Raw genomic sequence first — 23966 nt, forward strand, 5'->3', positions numbered from 1 at the left:
AGGGAAAAGTGGATATAAAATCCAAAGAAACAGAAAATAAAGGGGAAGTATTTGCAACAGAAAAAATAAACATAACAGGACAAAAACTGGATAACAGTAATGGAGAAATAAGAAGTAACAGAAAAATAGAACTGGATGTAACAAACACAGTAAATAAAAAAGGATATATATTATCAGACGGACTGACAAAGGAAGAAGCAAAACAGGAAGAGGAAAGTAAAAAGGAAGACAATAAAAAAGTAGATACAGAAACAGAAAAAGGAATAAATATAACAGGAGCAGTAGATAATACAGAAGGATTAATAAAAGGAAGAGAAGTAAGAATAGGAGGAAATCTTACAGGAAACGCTAAAGGAAAAGTAGAGTCTATAGGAGCCTTAACTTTAGATGGAAAAGTAATAGACAATAAAAACGGAACACTAAAAGGAAACATCAAAAAAATAGATGCAAATAAATTCATAAATGATGAAGGAAGGATATTAACAAACGAAAAACTCGATATAGCAGCAAAAGAAGGAAGCAATGTAAGAGGAGAAATATTCGGTTCCGAAGGAGTAAAAATAGTAGGAGAAAAACTGAATAACTTATCAGGAGAAATAAGAAGTAACAGAAAAATAGAATTGGATGTAGTAAATACAGTAAATAAAAAAGGATATATATTATCAGACGGACTGACAAAGGAAGAAGCAAAACAGGAAGAGGAAAGTAATAAAAAGGAAGAAAACACAAAAGCAGAAACAGAAAAAGGAATAAATATAACAGGAGCAGTAGATAATACAGAAGGATTAATAAAAGGAAGAGAAGTAAGAATAGGAGGCAATCTTACAGGAAATGCCAAAGGTAAAGTAGAATCTATAGGAGCCTTAACTTTAGATGGAAAAGTAATAGACAATAAAAACGGAACACTAAAAGGAAACATCAAAAAAATAGATGCAAATAAATTCATAAATGATGAAGGAAAGATATTAACAAACGAAAAACTTGATATAGCAGCAAAAGAAGGAAGTAACATAAGAGGAGAAATATTCGGCTCTGAAGGAGTAAAAGTAGTAGGAGAAAAACTGAATAACCTGACAGGAATAATAAGAAGCAACGGGAAAATAGACCTTAATGTAAAAGAAACAATAAACAGAGAAGGATATATATTATCAGACGGAATAACAAAAGAAGAAGCACAAAAATGGGAAGTGAAAGAAAAAGGACCTGAGAAAAAAGAAGACAAGAAAGAAGAAAGTAAGAAAGACGAAGTAAAAGAGCAGACAACAGGAGTAGAATTAAAAGCAGATAGACTTGATAATACAAAAGGAATAATAGCAAGTTTAGGACAAACAACGTTAAATGTAGGAAAAGTATCAAACGGAGAAGGAAAAATAGTATCAAGAGGTGTAGTGGAATTAACTACGCCTAATGAGTACGAATATGAAGGATTAGTAGAAGGAGATGCAGTAACAACATTAAACGGAAAAAAAGTAACAATAAAAGAAAAAATGCAAAGAAAAAATACATTGGAGTTAATAGGGCAGGAAGGAATAATACTAAAAGATGAAATAGTATCGGGGATATTAAGACTGGATACGAAATCGGACTTAAAGAATGCCAAAGATATAAGAGGGCTGGATACATTATCAGTAACAGCAAAGAATATAGAAAATGAAGGGAATCTGTTATCGGATAAGAATCTTTATGTAAAAGCTGAAGGAAAGCTGTTAAATAAGGGAACAGGCTTAATAAAAGGTAAAGAAAATACATATTTAGAAGGAAGTATAATAGAAAACAACAGAGGGAAAATATTATCAGAAGGAAGTTTGACATTAATAGCGGAAACATTAATAAGAAATGACAATGGAAAAATAGATGCAAAAGGAGATATATACGGAGAAGTAAAGAATGGTCGTTTTGAAAATATAGGAACAGCAGACATAGAAATAATAGATACTGTAAGATATGAAGCGACAGGAACAGAAGGAATAGGGTATACAAGAGGCGGAATATTTTCAAGATTGAGAAGAAATAGCGGAAGAAATAATAAAAATGAAGAAAAAAGAGAGATACGTGAAAGAGGAGTAAACTTTAACGTAGAGGCTTCAAATATAACAAGTGACGGAAGCATAACAATAAAAGCGGAAAAGGGAGATGTAATAAATAAAGACGGAGGAAATATAAAAGCTCAAAAAGGTATTTATGTGAAAGCTCAAAATGTATATAATATTGGGAAATATATACAGGACGAAAAAGATAAAAACCTGACAGTATTGGGAGCAGGCGGCAGAATAGAAGGAGCCGATGTATATATGGAAGTAACGGGAAAAGTAGTGAACGGTACAGAAGAATATACAAAAGGCATATACAGAAGAGAAGACGGAGTATTGGTAGATAACAGAAAAGTAGGAATGGTAATAAATCCTTCAAGTATAATAGGAAGTCAAAGTACAGTAATAAAAGCGGGAGAACTTGTAAATACATCGCAAATAGGAGAGGCAGGAAAAGGAACAACATTTATAGATGTAAAAGGAAAAATAGTAAATGCAAGTATAGGAAACAACATAGCAAAAATAGAAGGAAAAGATGTAATTGTAGAAGGAAACAAAGGAGTAACAAATACAGGTGCAGTAATTTCAGGAACAGAATTTACGAAAGTTACGTCTAAAGACGGAAAAGTCTTAAATGAAAGTACAATAACATCCCAGACAATAATGTTACAACCGCAAAGTGGAGGATTAAGAGGATTTATAGTAAGAAGAGCATCAGCTCCTGAAGTAATAGGAGTAACAGAAAGTATAAGAAATATAGGGAAAATAGAAGGAAATGGTCTTGTTTATGTAGAAGGAAAAGAAGTGGAAAATGTAGCCGGAAACATAAAAGGAAAAGGCGGAACATATATAAAGAGTACAGAAAAAGATATAGTAGATAAAACAATAAGTTTACAGGACAGTAAAAAAGGAGTGACAGAAACAGTAACGGAAACAAGACAGGTAAGAGATAAGAAATTAGTACGTCGTGGAGGAAGAGACGGAGAAGAAAGAGAAATGGAATACGGACCGTCAAAAACTGTACAGGTACAGGTTTCAAGATATTGGGATACAGTAAATAAAATGAACACAGTATCAGGAATAATAGGAGAAGGAAAAGACACAATACTTGATTCGGCAAAAGACATAGTTCTTGAAAGCAGCGATTTAAGAGCACAAAATGATGTAGTGCTGAATGCGAAGAACTATCTTTTGATGTTCTCGACAGTGGACACTGAATATAAATTCAGAACACAGACAAGTACAAGCGGAGGAGGACTGAGAAGAAAGAAAACGACGACAGAAACATGGATACAGGATAATGTTTATGCAAATCCTGTGGAAATAACAAATGAAGGAAATGTCCTTATAAACTATAAAGGGATAGGAAAAGCTGCGGACAATAAGGGAGTATTTGCACAGGGAGTAAACTTTAAAACAAAAGGGCAGATAGTAGGATTGTCTGACGGAAATATATATTTACAAGGTACAAAAGACAGAATAAAAAATATATATGATTCACATACAGTAAAAAGTTTCTGGGGAGTAACATATAAAAGAAGAAGTGACTATATAAGTGATGATAAGGAAAAATACAGACATAGTCAACTATACGGAGAAAGCGGAGTAAAAATGGACTCTGAAGGAAAATTGAGAATAGAGGGAGTAGATATACAAACAGTAGGACCTGTATTTTTAAGAGGAAAACTCGGAGTAGAAATAGTACCGGGAACGGAAATAAGCAGCAGATATGAAGAGCATTTATCAAAAGGATTAAAATTTACAGCAAATAAGGGAGGAGTATTTGCAGGAGTAGAAAAAGGTAAGAATGAAATATCGACACAGACGATAAAAAATGTCGGAAGTATAATAAACTCCAAAGGTGGAGGAGTAAAAGCAGAAGGAGACCATATAATATCAATAGGAAGTAAAATAGGAGCAGCAGGGGATATTATACTGGACGGAAAAAACGGAGTAGTATTAAAAGACGGAGAAAATTTTGCAAGTATAAGAGAGCAGAATGAAAAAATAAGAGCAGGATTATTTGCGACAGCGGACGGTAAAAAGCTGTCAGCATCGGCAGGAGTAGAAGCGGCATATTCCAAAGACTATAACGGCAGAACGATGATAACACCTGAAAAGAATGTACTTGTAACGAATAAGAATATATTAATAAAATCAGATGAAGGAAATGTATTGTTACAGGGAGATTTTGGAGCTAAAGAGAATATAGGAGTATTTGCAGAAAAAGGAAAAATCTATATAAAAGACTCAACGAGTGAGATACTGACAAACAGCCAAAGTGTAAATGCAAGAGCAGCATTGGCAGTAAGTCTTAATTTAGGCGGAATAAAAGATACTTTTAAATCTTATAAAGATTATTTTAAAGCAATAAAAGAATTGCCTAATATAGGAAGAGTAGGAAGCTTTATAAAAGACATAGCAAAAGGTAAAGACCTTATGGAAAGTCTTGAAGGAAAAGAAGATACAATAAATGCTTTAAATAATTACTTTAAAGGACCAAGTTCGGGAGGTGTTCATGCCGGCTTAGACTTAGAAGCAAGTGTAAGTCAAGGAAAATCAGCAAGTAAGTATATTCAAAATATAGCAGCAAATATAAGAGCAGGAAAAGATATTGTTCTTAAAAGTAATGAATTGGAAATATATGGAGGAATAATAAAAGGAGATAATAATGTATTTTTAGAATCAAATAAAATAAAAATACATGGCTCTGAAGACACTTATGAAAATAAATCTAAAAATATATCGGTAAGCGGAAAATACGGTATATGGGGAACGAATTCAGGAAATGTAGGAGGAAACGTAGGATATTCCCAAAGTAAATCTGAAGGAAAGACATATAATAACAGCCAAATAATAGCAGGAAATAAGTTGTACTCAAGATCTGATGAACTTATAATAAAAGGAGGAAACTTAAAAGGAAAAGAAACAGATGTGGAAACAAAAAAACTTGTATTGGAAAGTTTACAGGATACATCAAAATATAGAGAAATAGGAGTAGGAATAGGAGTAAATGCAGGTAAAGGAAAAGAAAAATATACTTATTCAGGAAACGGAGAAGTAACAGCAGTAAAAGGAGATAAAGAGTGGGTAGGAACCCAAAGCAGTATAATAGGAACAGAAAAAATAAGAGTAAAAGCAGATGAAGGATACTTAAAAGGCGGTTTGATAGGAAATATAGATGAAAACGGAAAAGACAGAGGAAATTTAACAGTAGAAATCAAAAATCTGCTGACAGAAGATATAGAAAGCAAAGATAAACATGTAGGAGTAGGAATAAGGGCAAGTATAACGGAAAGAGAAAAAGTACCTACAGATCAGCAGATACACTTAAAAGATGAAAACGGTAATCCTATAAAAGGAAAAGAAGACAAAGTAGGCACAGATTATGGAGCATCAATAGAAGGTCATGACAGAGAAAAAGTAACAAGAGCAACAATAGGAAATGGTGTATTGTTGGTAGGAGAACAGAGTGGACCTTTAAATAGAGATGTATATAGAGCAGATGAGATATTGAAAGATGTGAATATAAAGAAAGTAAATGTGGACTTTGTGGAAACGAAAAAAGGTTGGGGAGAAATAGGAGGAATACTGGCAACAGATGCAGGAGTAATAGGAAAGTTAGCAGATGATGTAAATGAGAAACTGTTAAATAATGAACCTAAGAACATACAGGGAGAATGGACAGAAAAAGTTTACAAGACAATAAGAAGAATAGAAGATTTTGTAGATAAAAAACTTTATAATGAGTCACTTGCATTAATACCGACATCAGGACAACATGGAGGAATTCTGGATGCTTTCAAATATTTCGGTAAAAAAGATCAATTGGATATGTATCATATTGTAGTTCAACAAGATGAAAATGGAAAAAGAATAATAACAGGACAAAAATTAAAAGATCCGAGTCAGATAAAAACAAAAGAAATATTTGTAAACGGGATGTCAGAAGAATTAGAAGGATCGATAAACAATGCAATAAATCAATTATCTTCAGCAGCAGACAGAAAAAGAATAGATAACGGAGGAAAATTTGAAGTTACGTTGATTTACAATAAGACAAGAGGATATTATCCGGATGTAGTTGAATCGGTAATAGGAAAAATGGCAGATGGAAGCAAAACAAACTTTAGAATGACAACGGGAGTTTCAAGAGGACTATCGGATATACTTACACGTTTAGATTCGAGCAGAGAATATAATATCACGACATACAGCCAAGCAAATATAATAATGATGGGAGCATTAAATTATCTGAACAATAAAGGGAAAACACTGAATGGTAATATAACGTTATATCATACAGGAACGCCGATAGCTCCAAAAGCATTTGATGCATTAACAGGGAAATTGAACTTTATAAACGGAGTATCAATGATAAATACATTAGACCCTGTAGGTAGTGAAAATGGAAAATTGATGGGACTAAAAGGAATAGTATCTGAAACAAGAGATTATAATGAAAAACCGAGAACCAAAAGAGATGCTTTAGCACCGAAGATAGCAATTATAGGACCATCAATGTTAAGAGATCAGGTATACCCGATGTTGACTTTAAAAGAAAAAGAAGAATATACTCCAGAGGAAATATCAAGTATAAGTCAAGCTCACGGTTTTAAGAATGGTAAACAATTTACAGGGTATGCGATGAATTATCATGGAAGATATATGTATGAGGATAGAGAATTTGTAGCTAGAGAATTGGAATTGTTAAATTCAGGAAAATCAGCAATAGAAGTAGAAAAAGAAATAAATAAAATAAGGGCTGAAAGACAAAATATTATGCTTGATAAAATGAAATACGGTCCAGTTGTTACAAATAATCAGATAATAGATTTTAGAACAAATATTTTATTTGATGAATTTGTGGAAAATCTTGGAGCTCAATGGAGAGAAAGAGAGAAAATACCTGAGAATAAAAGAACAGGAGATTTGCATATGAATGGTAATACTAAAAGAAGTGCAACGCAATCAATAGATGACATGGTTGCGAATTTGAGAAGAAGGGTGAGATAAATGAAAAAGAATATAATTTTAATATTAAGTTTAATAATGCTGTCATCATGTATAACAGATATGTCCCAATTAACAGGACCGATTCCTAAGAAAGGATATTCAGATTATGGAGCAGAATTTACAGAAAAGGATATATTAGGAAGAAGAAAAGTAGTAGCACAAATATCAGGATACAATATAAAAATGCCGGAGAATATGGTTTTTAAATATGGAAAATCAGCAACTACAGATGAATTGTTCGGCAAAAAAAGAAAATATTTATATGATGAAGTAACAAAAACGGGAACTCAAGTGTTTTTGATAGAAGAATCAATGTTGGAGTTAAAGACGTATATAGCTAAAAAAGAAGGAAGTATCTATGAAATTGGTAACGGAAAATATAGAATAACAACAGGACCGTTTCAGTATCAAATGATGATAGAGATAAAATCGGGATTATATATAGCTTGTAAAGCAGCTTCTCCTGAAATAGAAAAAGGAGTTCCTGTATGTGAAGCCATAGTAAAAGTAATGAAAAGCCAATAAAAAATTATTTTGATAGAAAGGAAGAATTAAAGATGAAGAGAAAAATATTTTTATTGTTATTAATTATAGGACTTGCATTGATATTAAGTTCTTGTATTCCTACTTGTCAGTTAGGATTGGATTGTTATCCTGGTCATTAATTTAATAATAAATCCGACATTCAAATTTCTCTACGAAAAAATACGGGAGTGAGTGATGAAAAATCATTGTCTGAACGAAGAGAGTTTATGATTTTTCAAACGAACGGAGTATTTTTGAAGGTAGAGAAATTTGAGTTGGAAATTTTGTCCACTTTTTCAAAAGTGGATAAATTTTTAAATAATTGAATGTAAGTTTCGACACAACAAAAAGTGCGAGTCAGTACTTGAAAAATGTAACAACAAATATGAGAGCAGGACAGGATATATTGCTAAAGAGTCAAGAACTGGAAATAAACGGAAGTTTTATAAGAGCAGAAAATGACTTGGAAATGGATGCCAAGAAGATAAAACTGGAAGCATCGGCAGACAGATACAGTGCAAAATCAAGAAGCATAGGAGCAAACTTAGGAATAACATTATGGGGAGCAGAAGGAGTATCGGCAGGAGCAAATTACGGTACGATGAAATCAGAAGGCACAATGTATAATAATACACAAATACAGGCAGGCAATAAACTGAAAATAAAAGCCGACAATATGGAAATAAGAGGGGGCAGAGCAGTAGGTAAGCATGTAGAAGCGGATATAAGAGAAAATCTGTTGGTAGAAAGTTTACAGGATAAAGAGGAGATGAAACAGATAGGAGTGAATGTAGGCTACAGTATGCAAAAGGGAAAAGGTCAGGACGGAAAACCTGACAACAGACATAACGGAAGTTTGGGAGGCAATTACGGAAGAAAAGATAAGGCATGGGTAGCTGAACAAAGCGGAATAATCGGAACAGAGAGTGCAGATGTAAAAGTAGGCAAAGAATTGGCACTGATAGGAGGGATAATAGCCAATATAGATGAGAATGGAAAAGACAAAGGAAACTTGACATTATCATATGGAAGTTTAAGAACACAGGATATAGAAAGTCATGATAAACTGATAAACTTAAATGGAAATATAGAAATAAACCAAAGATCAAGAGATAATAATACAGAATTAGTTTTAAATAATAAAAAAGGAAAGAATAAAACCAGAGATAATGTAAAAGAAGTTCCAAACAGAGTAGATGAAACATACGGAGTAGGAGTAGAAGGACACGAAAGAGAAAAAGTAACAAGAGCAACAATAGGAAACGGAGCAATAAACTCGGGAAAAGGGATAGAAGTAGGAGTAAACAGAGATATAACGAGAGCAGAGGAAATGCTTAAAGATGTAAATGTACAAAAGACAGAATTTATATTTAAGAGCGAACCGAACAGCTGGGGAGATTTTAATAAAATAATGTCAAGTAATGCAGGAATAATAGGAGATTTTCTGGATGATATAAAAGAACATACAGGAAATAAGGTAAGAACGAATTATGAAGATAAGTTTAGAACAAAAACAAGTTCAGCAATAGCATCTGTAGAGTCTAAATTAGTAAAACTGAACAATATGACAGGTTCACTTATGCCATTACAGGAACATCATGGAGGATTGTTAGAACAAATAGTAAGAACAGTAAGAAAAGATAAAGCCCCTATAATAGAAGTAACATTGCAAAAAGGTAAAAATGGGGAAATGCTGATGGGAATGGTTGAAAAAAGAAGACTGTCAGAAGTAGGAATTGATAAAGACGGAAAAAGATTGAAAAATGTTCAGGCATTTATAAATGGGATAACAGAAGTAAAATCAAATGCGACAAGAAATGCTATATTTAAAAATATGACAGAAGAGAATAAAAAGAGATTTGCAAATGGAGAAGAAGTAAAAATAGCGTTGGTGTATAATCCGTCGAGAGGAATGGTATCTGATCTGTTTGAAAGTTTTATGGGAAAAGTATTTGATGGAAGTTTATCAAGTTTAGGATTGTCGACAGGAATCTCGAGAGGAACAGCGATAGCGTTGGCATCAGGAGCAGAGGGAGTAAATTATGACTTGGGATTATACAGTCAAGGAAATATAGTAGGGTTAGGAGCATTTAATATATTAAAAAATAACGGAATAAAATTAGGAGATGGACAAGGAAGTTATAAAGTAGGAATGTATGGAACACCGATAAGAAGAAATACGATACAGGAATTTGAAAATTCATTGGGAATAACATTTAGAGGAGCAGCCTTAAATACACCTGACTTTGTGGCGAACTCTAAAAAGATATTAGGATTATCAGGAGAGTCTAGATTGATAAATGCATTAAATGTAAACAGTGTAAAAGAACATTCATGGAAAGATAATACAGGGAATTGGTGGTTTGCAGGAAAAGCAATATTTAGAGAACAAAGAATGCCGGGATTATTTATACCTGTGTTGCCTGGAGATAAAAAGATATTAGAAGAAGATTATTTGTATTCAAAGGTAGTTACAAATGATGAAATATCTAAAATAAAAGAAAATTATAAAAATTCTATAAACAATAAAACTGTTTCTGAAAAAGGAATAAAAAGCTTAATAAGTAATCCTCACGGAACTTATGTATATGAAAGTGCGGAAATATCGGAACAAATATATAATAAGTTTGAAGAATATAAAGGTGCAAATAATACGAGAAAAGAAGAGATATTAGGCGAAGTAATAGAGTTGTATAGAAAAGATCAGGCATTAAAATTAGACTTAGCAATGCATGGACCTGCGATACTGGATAACAGTCCATTCTTATTAAAAGCAAGAGATGAATATAACAGAGAAGAGTTAATAAGAGAATACAAAGCAGGTAGATATCAGGATAAGGGATTGCCGGGAATTATGAATGTAGGAATGCCTGGAGAAGAGAACAGAGCAAGAAAAGACTTAAAAGCATCTGATATAACGAGTTACTTAAGAAAGTTAAGACAGGGAGTTGAAAGATAATGGAAAAGAAAGTAATGTTAGTAATAGGGCTGATGATGTTATTAAATTCGTGTGGAATGTTGGGTTTAGTAAGATATGGAATAGAAAAAACTATAGATGATTTTAAAGAGGATGAATTAACAGAACCTATAAAAAAATAAATAGACTTATAATTAAAAATAATATTTCCAACATTCAAATTTCTCTGTGAAAAAATACGGGAGTGAGTGATGAAAAATCATTGTTTGAACGAAGTGAGTTCATGATTTTTCAAACGAACAGAGTATTTTTGAGGGTAGAGAAATTTGAGTTGGGAGTTTTGTCCACTTTTTCAAAAGTGGGGGTATCAACTTCAATGTTTATGAGAGTGCTGAGATATCGGAACAAATATATAATAAGTTTGAAGAATATAAAAGTGCAAATGACACAAGAAAAGAAGAAATACTGGGAGAAGTAATAGAGTTGTATAAAAAAGATCAGGCATTAAAATTAGACTTAGCAATGAATGGACCTGCGATATTGGATAACAGTCCATTCTTATTAAAAGCAAGAGATGAATATAACAGAGCGGAGTTAATAAGAGAATATAATGCGGGAAGATATCAGGATAAGGGTTTACCAGGAATTACGAAAATAGGAATGCCTGGAGAAGAGAGAGGAGAAAGAAAAGAGTTAAAAGTATCAGACATAACAAGTTATTTGAGAAAGTTAAGACAGGGAGTTGAGAGATAATGCAAAAGAAAGTGATGTTAGTAATGGGATTAATGCTATTATTAAGTTCATGTGGAGAGTTGAGATATGGGATTGAAAAGACAGTATTTGAGATGGAACAGGATAAAGAGGAAAAAGAAGCAACTAAAAAAGATGGTCCAGGAGCAGTTTCGAGAGATAAATATAGGGGGGGAGTAGAAGAAATAGTAAAAGATATATCAAAAAGACCTATAAATAAAAGAGTACAATTTGAAGGGGTTGCTTTAATAATACCGGAAGGTACAGTAATAAATTCAAAACAAGGAAATATAATAGATATGAAGACGGGATATGGAATACCTATAACATTTTCAGGAAGTAGTAGTGGGTGTATTGCAAAAAAAGTAAAAGAAAATATAGATTATGGAATATTTTATAATAAAACTATACCTGAAATAAGCAAAATAGCACAAAAAATAATAAGTATAAATGGATTTAAAAATACTTGCAGTAAATAAAAAAATATTCAACATTCAAATTTCTCTACGAAAAAATACAGGAGTGAGTGATGAAAAATCATTGTCTGAACAAAGTGAGTTTATGATTTTTCAAACGAACAGAGTATTTTTGAGGGTAGAGAAATTTGAGTTGGGAGTTTTGTCCACTTTTTCAAAAGTGGGGGTATCAACTCCAATGTATACGAGAGTGCCGAGATATCAGAACAAATATATAATAAGTTTGAAGAATATAAAGGTGCGAGTAATACAAGAAAAGAAGAGATATTAGGAGAAGTAATAGAGTTGTATAAAAAAGATCAGGCATTAAAATTAGACTTAGCAATGAATGGACCTGCGATATTGGATAATAGTCCATTCTTATTAAAAGCAAGAGATGAATATAACAGAGCAGAGTTAATAAGAGAATATAATGCGGGAAGATATCAGGATAAGGGGTTACCAGGAATTATGTAAATAGGAATGCCTGAAGAAGAGAGAGGAGAAAGAAAAGAGTTAAAAGTATCAGATATAACGAGTTATTTGAGAAAGTTAAGACAGGGAGTTGAGAAATAATGGAAAAGAAAATAATGATAGTAATAGGGCTAATAATGTTATTAAGTTCATGTGGAGAGTTGAGATATGGGATTGAAAAGACAGTAGATGAAGCAAGAGAAGATAGAGAAATAAAGGAATGGAGAAAAAAATGCAGGAGGAGCAATAGGCAATAAAAATTATGAGTCTTCTGTATTAGAAGTAATAGAAGATATATCAAGACGCCCAATAAATAAACATGCACAATTTGGGGGAATTACGTTGTTGATACCAGAAAATACAATCATAAATCAAAAAGTAGGAAATATAGTTGACGAAAAAACAGGATATGGAATACCTGTAAGTTTTGATGAAGTTAAGCGTTGTACATCAATATTTTATAGAAAAAAAGTAAATGACCAAACTTTTATTAGAATACTTTATAATGAAAAAGATCCAAAAATAAGTAATATTTCTCAAAAAATAATAAGAACAAACGGCTTTACAAAGACTTGTAATTAAGTAAAATAAAATCCAACATTCAAATTTCTCTGCGAAAAAATATGAGAGAGAGTAATGAAAAATCATTGTTTAAACAAAGTGAGTTTATGATTTTTCAAACGAGCGAAGTATTTTTGAGAGTAGAGAAATTTGAGTTGGAAGTTTTGTCCACTTTTTCAAAAGTGGGGAGTATCAACTCCAATGTATACGAGAGTGCCGAGATATCGGAACAAATATATAATAAGTTTGAAGAATATAAAAGTGCGAATAACATAAGAAAAGAAGAGATATTAGGTGAAGTAATAGAGTTGTATAAAAAAGATCAGGCATTAAAATTAGACTTAGCAATGAATGGACCTGCGATATTGGATAATAGTCCATTCTTATTAAAAGCAAGAGATGAATATAACAGAGCAGAGTTAATAAGAGAATACAATGCGGGCAGATATCAGGATAAAGGCTTACCAGGAATTACGAATATAGGAATGTCTGGAGAAGAGAGCAGAGCAAGAAAAGACTTAAAAGCATCTGATATAACGAGTTACTTAAGAAAGTTAAGACAGGGAGTTGAGAGATAATGGAAAAGAAAGTAATGATAGTAATAGGACTAATGATGTTATTAAATTCATGTGGAATGTTAAGATACGGAGTAGAAAAAACAGTGTATGAAATGAAAGAAGAAAAATATGCAAATTCATTAAAAGAAAAAGAAGCAGGAGGAGCAGAGGAAAAAGATAAAAAGATAGTGGAAGGAGTGATAAAAGATATACTAAAACGACCAATAAATAAACATGTACAATTTGGAGAAATTACGTTGTTGATACCGGAAAATACAAGATTGAATATGAAGGTTGGAAATATAGTAGATGAAAAGACAGGGTATGGAATACCAATTACATTTTCGAAAGAACTTCATTGCATAGAAAAAATACATAATAATAATAAATATAGTATATTTTATAATAAAACTATACCTGAAATAAGTAAAATAGCACAAAAAATAATAAATATAAATGGTTTTAAAAACACATGTAATTAAATAAAAATAAAAACCAACATTCAAATTTCTCTACGAAAAAATATGGGAGTGAGTGATGAAAAATTATTGTTTGAACGAAGTGAGTTTATGATTTTTCAAACGAACGGAGTATTTTTGAGGGTAGAGAAATTTGAGTTGGGAGTTTTGTCCACTTTTTCAAAAGTGGGGGTATCAACTCCAATGTATACGAGAGTGCCGAGATATCAGAACAAATATATAATAAGTTTGAAGAATATAAAGGTGCGAGTAATACAAGAAAAGAAGAAATACTGGGAGAAGTAATAGAGTTATATAAAAAAGATCAGGCATTAAAATTAGACTTAGCAATGAACGGACCTGCGATATTGGATAACAGTCCATTCTTATTAAAAGCAAGAGATGAATACAACAGAGCAGAGTTAATAAGAGAATACAATGCGGGCAGATATCAGGACAAGGGATTGCCGGGAATTATGAATGTAGGAATGTCTGTAGAAGAAAAAAGAAAAGAGTTAAAAGTATCGGATATAACGAGTTACTTAAGAAAATTAAGACAGGGAGTTGAGAGATAATGGAAAAGAAAGTAATGATAGTAATAGGGCTAATGATATTATTAGGTTCATGTGGAGAGCTGAGATATGGTATTGAAAAGACGGTATTTGAGATGGAGCAGGATAAAGAAACAAAAGAAATGAGAAAAAAAATGTTTCGGGAGCTATTTTAAATAATCATTATAAAGAAAAAGTAGAAGAATCTATAAAAGATATAGATAGAAGGAATATAGACAAAAGAGTAAAATTTGAAAATATAACATTATTAATACCATCAAATACAGAGATAAATTTTAAAAACGGAACCATAATAGATTTAAGAACAGGTTACGGTCTTCCTATTTATTTTGTTAAAGATGATCATTGTAATAAAATAGAATTTACCAAAAAGGTTAATGGAGAATATTATAGAATAAGTTATTACGGGGCTAATGTGAATAATTTGGCTCAAAAAATAATAAGAGCAAACGGTTTTACGAAGACTTGTAGTAAATAAAAATAAAGACCAACATTCAAATTTCTCTACGAAAAAATATGGGAGTGAGTAATGAAAAATCATTGTTTGAACGAAGTGAGTTTATGATTTTTCAAACGAAAGGAGTATTTTTGAGGGTAGAGAAATTTGAGTTGGAAGTTTTGTCCACTTTTTGAAAAGTGGGATTTTCAAAATAAGAATAAGTCCAGAAATATATCAGTAAGCGGAAAATACGGTATATGGGGAACAAATTCAGGAAATGTAGGAGGGAACGTAGGATATTCCCAAAGTAAATCTGAAGGAAAGACATATAATAACAGCCAAATAATAGCAGGAAATAAGTTGTATTCAAGATCTGATGAACTTATAATAAAAGGAGGAAACTTAAAGGGAAAAGAAACAGATGTGGAAACAAAAAAACTTGTATTGGAAAGTTTACAGGATACATCAAAATATAGAGAAATAGGAGTAGGAATAGGAGTAAATGCAGGTAAAGGAAAAGAAAAATATACTTATTCAGGAAACGGAGAAGTAACAGTAGTAAAAGGAGATAAAGCATGGGTAGGAACCCAAAGCAGTATAACAGGAACAGAAAAAATAAGAGTAAAAGCAGATGAAGGATACTTAAAAGGCGGTTTGATAGGAAATATAGATGAAAACGGAAAAGACAGAGGAAATTTAACAGTAGAAATCAAAAAGCTGCTGACAGAAGATATAGAAAGCAAAGATAAAAAGGTAGGAGCAGGAATAAGAGCAAGTATAACAGAAAGAGAAAAAGTACCTACAGATCAGCAGATACACTTAAAAGATGAAAACGGTAATCCTATAAAAGGAAAAGAAGACAAAGTAGGAACAGATTACGGAGCATCAATAGAAGGTCATAACAGAGAAAAAGTAACGAGAGCAACAATAGGAAACGGAGTGTTGACGGTAGGAGAACAGAATGGACCTTTAAATAGAGATGTATATAGATCAGATGAAATATTGAAAGATGTGAATGTAAAGAAAGTAAATGTGGACTTTGTGGAAACGAAAAAAGGTTGGGGAGAAATAGGAGGAATACTGGCAACAGATGCGGGAATAATAGGCAAGTTTGCAGATGATGTAAATGAGAAACTGTTAAATAATGAACCAAAGAACATACAGGGAGAATGGACAGAAAAAGTCTACAAGACAATAAGAAGAATAGAAGATTTTGTAGATAAGAAGTTGAAAAATGAAACTTTACCTATAATACCGACGGCAGGACAAAATGGAGGAATGCTTGAAGGAATACAAATGTATTTCAAAAAAGATAAATTTGATATATATGATATAGTGCTGGAAGAAGATAAAAATGGGAAACCGGTTATAACAGGAAAGAAATTAAAGAATGCATCAGAGATAACAAATAATGAAATACTTATAAACGGAATGACTGAAGAATCCGAAGGTTCTATAGCAAATGCAATAAATCAGTTAGTATCAATGGATGAAATAAAAAATAAAATGAAAAAAGAACCTGTAAAAATAACATTAATTTACAGCAAAACGAGAGGAGGAATAATTGACGGAGCCGAAGCAGTGTTAGGAAAAATGTTTGACGGAAGTAAAACTAATTTTCATCTTACAACAGGAACGTCAAGAGGATTAGCGGATGTATTAATGCAATTAGATCCAAAACGGGAATTCAATATAACGACATACAGCCAAGCAAATATAATAATGATGGGAGCATTAAATTATCTGAACAATAAAGGAAAAACACTGAATGGTAATATAACGTTATATCATACAGGAACGCCTGTAGTACCGATGGTATTTGATAATTTGGCGAAGAAGATGAATTTTATAAACGGAGTATCTTTAATAAATTATCTTGATCAAGTTGGAAGTGAGAAGGGAAAATGGAACGGAATAAAAGGACTCATTTCGGAAACAAGGGATTACGATGAAAAACCGAGAGATAAAAGAAACAGTTATTCGGGAATACCGATTTTCGGACCATCAACAATGAGAGATCAAAGATATGTATTCATGAAACTTCCTACAATAGAAGAATTTGACAAAGAAAAAAATGGAAAATATGCATATGCCAAAGATGAGATAATGAGAAATAATAATCTGAAAACTGATAAGGAATTTAAAAAGTTTATAGAAAACAATCATAGATGGTATAGAATAGAAGACAGAGATATAGTAAAGGAAATGTTACAATATTCAATGCAATATAACCCTTATATACCAGGAAAAGAGCAAATGAATATAGTTAATTCTATAGAAACTATAAGAGGAGCAAGAAAAGATGCGATGGTAGAAAAATGGATGAGAGGAGCAGATTTGATAGACAGAAATGAAATAAAAGAATTCAGATTAAATGCTCTGTATGATGAATATAAGGAAAATCTGGATGCACAATGGCGTGAAAAGGAAAATATAGCAGGATTAGTTAATATCTATAATCAAAAAATTAATCAAACTATACCAAGAAAAAATCCGACACAGTCAATAGATGATATGGTAGAAAATTTAAGAAAGCAGGTAAGATAAGATGAAAAAAATAGTAATGTTAATGTTAAGTTTAATGTTTATAGTGTCATGCAGTTTCTTTTTACAGGATTCGTCAGAATGGTCAGGACCGCATGCAAAGAAAGGGCAAGCAGATGCAGGAGCAGATTTTGGAGAAGAAGAAATATTGGGAAGAAGAAGAGTAAAGCAACAAATATCAGGATACAGTATAACGATGCCGGAAGACATGGAGTTTAAATATGGTTCAACAGTATATGGAACAGATAAATTATTTGGGAAAAAGAGAAAATATTTATATGATAATAGGACTAAGACTGGAACAAGCGTATATTTAATAGAGGAATCAATAGAAAAATTAATTAGCTATAGTGAAAATGATGCATACATTTGGAAAAATGAAATAAAAAAAAATGGGAGATATAAAATGGAAGCAAAAGCTTACAACTCTAGAGGGGGGATATTAGTAGAAATAAAACCTAATTTATATGTTGTCTGTGGGTCTAATAATAGAAACTATGTGGGTACTGAACAGTGTGAAGCAATAGTAAAAGTAATGAAAAGCCAGTAAATAAAATTAGATCCGACATTCAAATTTCTCTACGAAAAAATATGGGAGTGAGTGATGAAAAATCATTGTTTGAACGAAGTGAGTTTATGATTTTTTCAAACGAACGGAGTATTTTTGAGGGTAGAGAAATTTGAGTTGGAAGTTTTGTCCACTTTTTTAAAAGTGGATAAATTTTTAAAAAATTAAATGCAAGTTTCGACACAACAAAATTTACCTAAGGAATTTCAAGAAAAAATAATTGGTTCAATAGATGAAATAAGAGAAGCAAGAAAAGATGCGATGGTAGAAAAATGGATGAGAGGAGTAGATTTAATAGACAGAAATGAAATAAAAGACTTCAGATTAGATGCTCTATATGATGAATATAAGGGAAATCAAGATGCACAATGGCGTGAAAAGGAAAATATAGCAGGATTAGTTAATATCTATAATCAAAAAATTAATCAAACTATACCAAGAAAAAATCCGACACAGTCAATAGATGATATGGTAGAAAATTTAAGAAAGCAGGTAAGATAAGATGAAAAAAATAGTAATGTTAATGTTAAGTTTAATGTTTATAGTGTCATGCAGTTTCTTTTTACAGGATTCATCAGAATGGTCAGGACCGCATGCAAAGAAAGGACAAGCAGATGGTGATACAGATTTTGGAGAAGAAGAAATATTGGGAAGAAGAAGAGTAAAGCAACAAATATCAGGGTACAGTATAACAATGCCGGAAGATATGGAGTTTAAATACGGTTCAACAGTATACGGAACAGATAAATTATTTGGAAAAAAGAGAAAATATTTATATGATAATAGGACTAAGACTGGAACAAATATATATTTAATAGAAGATACAATAGAGAATATGAATGAAGATAATAACTCGGTAGTCTATAGAAAGTCTGAACAAAACGGTAGGTATAGAATGGATTTCTCAGGGCGTTCATCGGGAGTTGTTGTAAAAATAAAGTCTAATTTATATGTAGCTTGTAACTCTAATAATAGAAACTACGTAGGGACTCGACCATGTGAAGCTATAGTAAAAGTAATGAAAAGCCAGTAAATATAATTAAATCCGACATTCAAATTTCTCTACGAAAAAATACGGGAGTGAGTGATGAAAAATCATTGTTTGAGCGAAGTGAGTTTATGATTTTTCAAACGAACGGAGTATTTTTGAGGGTAGAGAAATTTGAGTTGGAAGTTTTGTCCACTTTTTCAAAAGTGGATAAATTTTTAAAAGATTAAATGTAAGTTTCGACACAACAAAAAGTGCGAGTCAGTATTTGAAAAATGTAACAACAAATATGAGAGCAGGACAGGATATATTGTTAAAGAGTCAGGAGCTTGAAATAAACGGAAGTTTTATAAGAGCGGAAAATGACTTAGAAATGGATGCCAAGAAGATAAAACTGGAAGCATCGGCAGACAGATACAGTGCAAAATCAAGAAGCATAGGAGCAAACTTAGGAATAACATTATGGGGAGCAGAAGGAGTATCGGCGGGAGCAAATTACGGTACGATGAAATCAGAAGGCACAATGTATAATAATACGCAAATACAGGCAGGCAATAAACTGAAAATAAAAGCTGACAATATGGAAATAAGAGGAGGCAGAGCAGTAGGCAAACATGTAGAAGCGGATATAAGAGAAAATCTGTTGGTAGAAAGTTTACAGGATAAAGAGGAGATGAAACAGATAGGAGTGAATGTAGGCTACAGTATGCAAAAAGGAAAAGGTCAAGATGGAAAGCCTGACAACAGACATAACGGAAGTTTGGGAGGCAATTACGGAAGAAAAGATAAGGCATGGGTAGCTGAACAAAGCGGAATAATCGGAACAGAGAGTGCAGATGTAAAAGTAGGGAAAGAATTGGCACTGATAGGAGGGATAATAGCCAATATAGATGAGAATGGAAAAGACAAAGGAAATTTGACATTATCATATGGAAGTTTAAGAACACAGGATATAGAAAGTCATGATAAAATGATAAACTTAAATGGAAATATAGAAATAAACCAAAGATCAAGAGATAATAATACAGAATTAGTTTTAAATAATAAAAAAGGAAAGAATAAAACCGGAGATAATGTAAAAGAAGTCCCAAACAGAGTAGATGAAACATACGGAGTAGGAGTAGAAGGACACAAAAGAGAAAAAGTGACAAGAGCAACAATAGGGAATGGAACAGTAAATTCAGGAAAACCTATAGAAGTGGGAGTAAACAGAGATATAACGAGAGCAGAAGAGATGCTAAAAGATGTAAATGTACAGAGAATGGTAATATAACGTTATATCATACAGGAACACCGATAGCTCCAAAAGCATTTGATGCATTAACAGGAAAATTACACTTTACAAACGGAGTATCAATGATAAATACACTAGATCCTGTAGGTAGTGAAAGAGGAAAACTGATGGGATTAAAAGGAATAGTATCCGAAACAAGAGATTTTGATCAAAAGCCAAGAACCAAAAGAGATGCTTTGTCATCGAAGATATCGTTTATAGGACCGTCAATGTTAAGAGATCAGGTGTATCCGATGCTGACTTTAAAAAAGAAAGAGAAGTATACTCCGGAGGAAATATCAAGTATAAGTCAGGCTCATGGGTTTAAAAAGTATAAGCAATTTACAGGTTATGCGATGAATTATCACGGAAGATATATGTATGAGGATAGAGAATTTGTAGCCAGAGAATTGGAACAGTTAAATTCAGGAAAATCAATGGATGAAATAAAAGAAGAAATCAATAAAATAAGAGCAGAAAGACAAAATGTTATGTTTGACAAAATGAAATACGGTCCTGTAGTAACTACAGAACAAATAATAGATTTTAGGACAAATATTTTATTTGATGAATTTATAGAAAACCTTGGAGCCCAATGGAGAGAAAGAGAGAGAATACCTGAGAATAGAAGAGTAGAAGATTTGCATATAAATGGTAATACTAAAAGAAATGCAACACAATCAATAGATGATATGGTTGCAAATTTGAGAAGAAGGGTGAGATAAATGAAAAAGAATATAATTTTAATATTAAGCTTGATAATACTGTCATCATGTATAACAGATATGTCCCAATTAACAGGACCGATTCCTAAAAAAGGATATTCGGACTACGGAGCAGAATTTACAGAGAAAGATATATTGGGAAGAAGAAAAGTAGTAGCACAAATATCAGGATACAATATAAAAATGCCTGAGAATATGATTTTTAAATATGGAAAATCAGCAACTACAGATGAATTGTTCGGTAAAAAAAGAAAATATTTATATGATGAAGTAACAAAAACTGGGACTCAAGTGTTTTTGATAGAAGAATCGATAGAAAAAATGAAAGATTATGGGAAAAGAAAAGGGGAGTCTTATGTATTTTCAGAAGAAAATAAAAGATATAAAATTGGAATCTCATTGTTGGATGAAGTGTCAGTTATGATAGAGATAAAACCTGGATTATATATAGCTTGTGAAGCGGAAGAAATAGGTTCTAGGAAAGCTGTCCCTATATGTGAAGCCATAGTAAAAGTAATGAAAAGCAGATAGAAAATTATTTTATATAGAAAGGAAGAATTAAAGATGAAAAGAAAAATATTTTTATTGTTATTAATTATAGGACTTGTATTAGTATTAAGTTCTTGTATTCCTACTTGTCAGTTAGGATTAGATTGTTATCCGGGTCATTAATTTAATTCAAGTAAATATTCTATAATAAAAGTGAAAAAAAGAAGTATATGCTTTAGAAAAAACAGTAAGATAAAAATAAATGAAAATTTTGGTTATTTAAAAATTGGGTTTTAGGGTTTGTTTTTTGTTTATAATAACATTAAATAAAATTTTAGATATAAAATAACTTAAAAAATTCAAGTTGACTTTTAAGGAAAAATAAGGTATAATAATTAATCAAATAAATAAAGTTGAAAGAAAATTTTTAAAAAATGATATTTTGGAGGTAAAAATGAAAAAATTACTATTATTAGGAGCATTGATTGCAAGTGTAAATGCATATTCATTATCTTTCAGTGGTGTTAGTACAGGTAGTGGTGCAAGTTATTCAGGAGGTTCTATAAGCACATCTGCAGGAACATTTTCAGGAAATTTTACAATTAATGCAGGAGATTTTACTTTAACATTAAATCCTACTGATAAAATTACTTCGGGAACATCTGTAACTGTATCACCTGGAGCAAATTTTAAAGTAGTAAATTCAAGAGGTACTGTAATTGGAACAATAGCAGGAGGAAATACTTTTAATTTTACAAATCAGGTAACAGGAAATGATACAACATTCAATACAGCACCTACTCCTAGTCCAACACCGACACCTACTCCAACGCCTACCCCTACACCAACTCCGGTTCCAACACCAGGGACACCATCTGCGAAAGTTTATATACCTAGATCAAAAGTTGATTTGGAATTGACTAAAAATATAACTTCAAGTGGATTTAAAAGTTTGGAAGATGCACAGAATAATAATGGAACAGGGTTAGATATTCAATATATTGGAGGAGTAGGACGTTATACTGATAATTCTCAAGTTATAAAATACGATTCAAAAAGCAACGGAGTAGCATTAATAGGAACTAAGAATTTCGGAAACTTCACATTAGGAGGAGGATTTGGATATCAAAAATCAAAAGTAAAATATAAAGAAACATTTGACGGTATAAAAGAAAACTTAGATTCTTACCAGTTTATGTTAAGTGGAAAATATAATTTTACTGAAAATGTTGATTTGGCAAGTGTATTGACATATTCTCATAATAGTCATAAATATGAAAATAAGGATAAAGTAATTATTGAAGGAGTTAAATTTAATTCAAATATTATTGACTTCCAAACAAGATTAGGATCTAAATTCAGTGGAAATATAGGTTATGTAAAACCTTATGTAGGATTGGGAGTAACAAGAGTTGAAGAAAGTGCAATAGATAAATTAAATGCTTCAAAAGCTAGAGGAACAAGTGGAAATGCAAATTTAGGAGTATACGGACAAGTTGCATTAGGATCAGCAGTTGATTTATTTGGAAATGTAGAATATGAACACAGATTTAACAATAAATCTTATCATAGAGACAGAGATGTAAAAGGCGGAAGAAAAATAGAAGGGTTGGATTATGATGGAGGAATGAAATTAGGATTGGGATTGAAATATAAATTTTCTAAATTCAATATAACAACAGCTTATGAGTTAAATGATGATAAAAACAGTGTATTTAAAGTAGGATTCGGAGGAGAATTCTAATTCCGAAGTAAATAGCTAATAATCTTAATTAATTTTATAACAGGACACTTTGATTATGGAAACGTATGAAAGGTGTCTTTTTACTTTTCAATCATAATTTTTTCGCTCATAATTTCTCCGAACGAAAAAGAATGAAGTTCATTATTAATCAAAACTTCGATTTCCCCGTCATTATTTATATTTTGTGCAATTCCCGACTTAAGATTTTTACCGCTTTTTATACTGATTTTTTTATTTTTCAGAAAATTTCTCAAATTGATTTCCGAAAGTATTTCATTCCACAGTCCGTTAATAAAATCAGCATATAAAGTTTTAAACTCTTCTACGATAAAAAGAGCTGTTTCGGTAATATTATACTGTTTTCCGGTTTTTTCCGAAAGAGATACTGCAATGTTTTTAAGGTTTTCAGGTAAATGATTATTAATGTTTATGCCGATACCTATATAAAAATTATCTCCGCTTCTTTCGGACAAAATACCGCACAATTTTTTTCCGTCAAGATAAATGTCATTGGTCCATTTAAACATATAGCCAAGTTTTTCCAGCCTGTTTAGTCCCTTTATAACAGAAAGCCCTGCAATCAAAGGCAATTTTAAATATTCAGTGTCATCAAAATCTCCTTCTTTTTTCACAAGAAAAGTAAAAAGAGCCATTCCCTTATCGGAAAACCAGACATTTTCACGACGAGCTTTCCCTTCTGTCTGAGTTTCAGCAATTACAATATCAAAATTCCCGAATTTATCAGAATTTTTTTTCATGTATTCGTTTGTGGATGTGAGAGTTTCAAATTTATAAATTTTCATACTGTTTCTCCTTTAAATTGCAGTTTTTATAATATAATTTTATATGATAACAATAAAAATTTCAATAAAAATTCGTTT

General features: G+C 31.7%; 27 protein-coding genes. 26 read left to right on the forward strand and 1 reads right to left on the reverse strand.

Translation table 11 applies throughout. The annotated features are described in order from the left end of the window. Positions 1–8: 8 nt before the first annotated feature. The 26 genes from FVE72_RS00200 (at position 9) to FVE72_RS00305 (ending at position 23085) form a co-directional block, all read left to right on the forward strand. Positions 9–7046: a hemagglutinin repeat-containing protein gene (locus tag FVE72_RS00200; RefSeq protein WP_146966278.1), complete on the forward strand. Its 7038-nt coding sequence runs from the start codon at positions 9–11 to the stop codon at positions 7044–7046. Continuing rightward, a complete protein-coding gene (locus FVE72_RS00205) occupies positions 7047–7571 on the forward strand; it encodes a hypothetical protein (RefSeq protein WP_026736790.1) in 525 nt (174 codons plus the stop codon). It abuts the gene before it with no gap. A 188-nt stretch (positions 7572–7759) separates the two neighbouring features. Further along, a complete protein-coding gene (locus FVE72_RS11240; RefSeq protein WP_172966382.1) occupies positions 7760–7897 on the forward strand; it encodes a hypothetical protein in 138 nt (45 codons plus the stop codon). Next, on the forward strand, positions 7894–10530 hold the full coding sequence (locus FVE72_RS00210) for a hemagglutinin repeat-containing protein (protein WP_026736791.1): 2637 nt from the start codon (positions 7894–7896) through the stop codon (positions 10528–10530). Before FVE72_RS11240 ends, FVE72_RS00210 begins: the two co-directional genes overlap by 4 nt. A gap of 14 nt (positions 10531–10544) precedes the next feature. Beyond that, positions 10545–10670, forward strand: a complete 126-nt coding sequence (locus tag FVE72_RS11525) for a hypothetical protein (protein WP_258454496.1) — start codon at positions 10545–10547, stop codon at positions 10668–10670. 62 nt (positions 10671–10732) lie between these two features. Beyond that, a complete protein-coding gene (locus FVE72_RS11245; protein ID WP_146966283.1) occupies positions 10733–10966 on the forward strand; it encodes a hypothetical protein in 234 nt (77 codons plus the stop codon). 5 nt (positions 10967–10971) lie between these two features. After that, positions 10972–11241 (forward strand): hypothetical protein, encoded by a 270-nt coding sequence (locus tag FVE72_RS00220; protein WP_051411699.1) that lies wholly within the window; start codon positions 10972–10974, stop codon positions 11239–11241. After that, the gene (locus FVE72_RS00225) at positions 11241–11717 is read left to right on the forward strand and encodes a hypothetical protein (protein WP_036055944.1); all 477 of its coding nucleotides are present in this window, start codon (positions 11241–11243) and stop codon (positions 11715–11717) included. The genes FVE72_RS00220 and FVE72_RS00225 overlap by 1 nt, the downstream gene beginning before the upstream one ends. Further along, positions 11689–11985, forward strand: a complete 297-nt coding sequence (locus FVE72_RS00230; RefSeq protein WP_026736795.1) for a hypothetical protein — start codon at positions 11689–11691, stop codon at positions 11983–11985. The genes FVE72_RS00225 and FVE72_RS00230 overlap by 29 nt, the downstream gene beginning before the upstream one ends. 14 nt (positions 11986–11999) lie before the next feature. Then, positions 12000–12170 carry a hypothetical protein gene (locus FVE72_RS11370; RefSeq protein WP_232049453.1) on the forward strand — a complete coding sequence of 57 codons (171 nt, stop codon included), beginning with the start codon at positions 12000–12002 and terminating at the stop codon, positions 12168–12170. Between the two features lie 98 nt (positions 12171–12268). Further along, positions 12269–12424, forward strand: coding sequence for a hypothetical protein (locus tag FVE72_RS11120; RefSeq protein ID WP_154669353.1), 156 nt, complete (start codon positions 12269–12271; stop codon positions 12422–12424). Positions 12425–12509: 85 nt separating this feature from the next. Next, positions 12510–12749 carry a hypothetical protein gene (locus FVE72_RS00240; protein ID WP_232049454.1) on the forward strand — a complete coding sequence of 80 codons (240 nt, stop codon included), beginning with the start codon at positions 12510–12512 and terminating at the stop codon, positions 12747–12749. An 86-nt stretch (positions 12750–12835) separates the two neighbouring features. Continuing rightward, positions 12836–13306 carry a hypothetical protein gene (locus FVE72_RS11375; RefSeq protein WP_232049455.1) on the forward strand — a complete coding sequence of 157 codons (471 nt, stop codon included), beginning with the start codon at positions 12836–12838 and terminating at the stop codon, positions 13304–13306. Continuing rightward, positions 13306–13767, forward strand: coding sequence for a hypothetical protein (locus FVE72_RS00250; protein WP_036055946.1), 462 nt, complete (start codon positions 13306–13308; stop codon positions 13765–13767). Before FVE72_RS11375 ends, FVE72_RS00250 begins: the two co-directional genes overlap by 1 nt. 87 nt (positions 13768–13854) lie before the next feature. Then, positions 13855–14049, forward strand: coding sequence for a hypothetical protein (locus tag FVE72_RS11250; protein ID WP_172966381.1), 195 nt, complete (start codon positions 13855–13857; stop codon positions 14047–14049). Positions 14050–14093: 44 nt separating this feature from the next. Continuing rightward, complete coding sequence (locus tag FVE72_RS00260; RefSeq protein WP_026736799.1) at positions 14094–14318, forward strand: hypothetical protein; 225 nt, start codon at positions 14094–14096, stop codon at positions 14316–14318. Next, positions 14318–14470 carry a hypothetical protein gene (locus FVE72_RS11125; protein WP_154669354.1) on the forward strand — a complete coding sequence of 51 codons (153 nt, stop codon included), beginning with the start codon at positions 14318–14320 and terminating at the stop codon, positions 14468–14470. The genes FVE72_RS00260 and FVE72_RS11125 overlap by 1 nt, the downstream gene beginning before the upstream one ends. A 449-nt stretch (positions 14471–14919) precedes the next feature. Next, the gene (locus FVE72_RS00270) at positions 14920–17301 is read left to right on the forward strand and encodes a hemagglutinin repeat-containing protein (protein WP_026736800.1); all 2382 of its coding nucleotides are present in this window, start codon (positions 14920–14922) and stop codon (positions 17299–17301) included. A gap of 1 nt (position 17302) precedes the next feature. Further along, the gene (locus tag FVE72_RS00275; RefSeq protein WP_026736801.1) at positions 17303–17848 is read left to right on the forward strand and encodes a hypothetical protein; all 546 of its coding nucleotides are present in this window, start codon (positions 17303–17305) and stop codon (positions 17846–17848) included. Between the two features lie 186 nt (positions 17849–18034). Further along, entirely contained in the window at positions 18035–18367 is a 333-nt protein-coding gene (locus FVE72_RS00280; protein WP_026736802.1) for a hypothetical protein, read from the forward strand. Positions 18368–18383: 16 nt separating this feature from the next. After that, entirely contained in the window at positions 18384–18899 is a 516-nt protein-coding gene (locus tag FVE72_RS00285; RefSeq protein ID WP_232049456.1) for a hypothetical protein, read from the forward strand. 47 nt (positions 18900–18946) lie between these two features. Beyond that, on the forward strand, positions 18947–19084 hold the full coding sequence (locus tag FVE72_RS11130; RefSeq protein ID WP_006807611.1) for a hypothetical protein: 138 nt from the start codon (positions 18947–18949) through the stop codon (positions 19082–19084). Then, positions 19069–20127: a hemagglutinin repeat-containing protein gene (locus FVE72_RS00290; RefSeq protein WP_258454737.1), complete on the forward strand. Its 1059-nt coding sequence runs from the start codon at positions 19069–19071 to the stop codon at positions 20125–20127. Before FVE72_RS11130 ends, FVE72_RS00290 begins: the two co-directional genes overlap by 16 nt. An 83-nt stretch (positions 20128–20210) precedes the next feature. Continuing rightward, positions 20211–20852, forward strand: a complete 642-nt coding sequence (locus tag FVE72_RS00295) for a hypothetical protein (RefSeq protein ID WP_026736805.1) — start codon at positions 20211–20213, stop codon at positions 20850–20852. Continuing rightward, positions 20853–21383 carry a hypothetical protein gene (locus FVE72_RS00300; RefSeq protein ID WP_026736806.1) on the forward strand — a complete coding sequence of 177 codons (531 nt, stop codon included), beginning with the start codon at positions 20853–20855 and terminating at the stop codon, positions 21381–21383. 412 nt (positions 21384–21795) lie between these two features. Beyond that, on the forward strand, positions 21796–23085 hold the full coding sequence (locus tag FVE72_RS00305; RefSeq protein WP_026736807.1) for an autotransporter outer membrane beta-barrel domain-containing protein: 1290 nt from the start codon (positions 21796–21798) through the stop codon (positions 23083–23085). Positions 23086–23165: 80 nt separating this feature from the next. On the opposite strand, the gene FVE72_RS00310 is transcribed toward FVE72_RS00305, so the two are convergent. Further along, positions 23166–23888: a biotin--[acetyl-CoA-carboxylase] ligase gene (locus FVE72_RS00310; protein WP_026736808.1), complete on the reverse strand. Its 723-nt coding sequence runs from the start codon at positions 23886–23888 to the stop codon at positions 23166–23168. Positions 23889–23966: the final 78 nt, after the last annotated feature.

The organism is Pseudoleptotrichia goodfellowii, from assembly GCF_007990505.1.
GTDB classification, from domain to species: Bacteria; Fusobacteriota; Fusobacteriia; order Fusobacteriales; family Leptotrichiaceae; genus Pseudoleptotrichia; species Pseudoleptotrichia goodfellowii.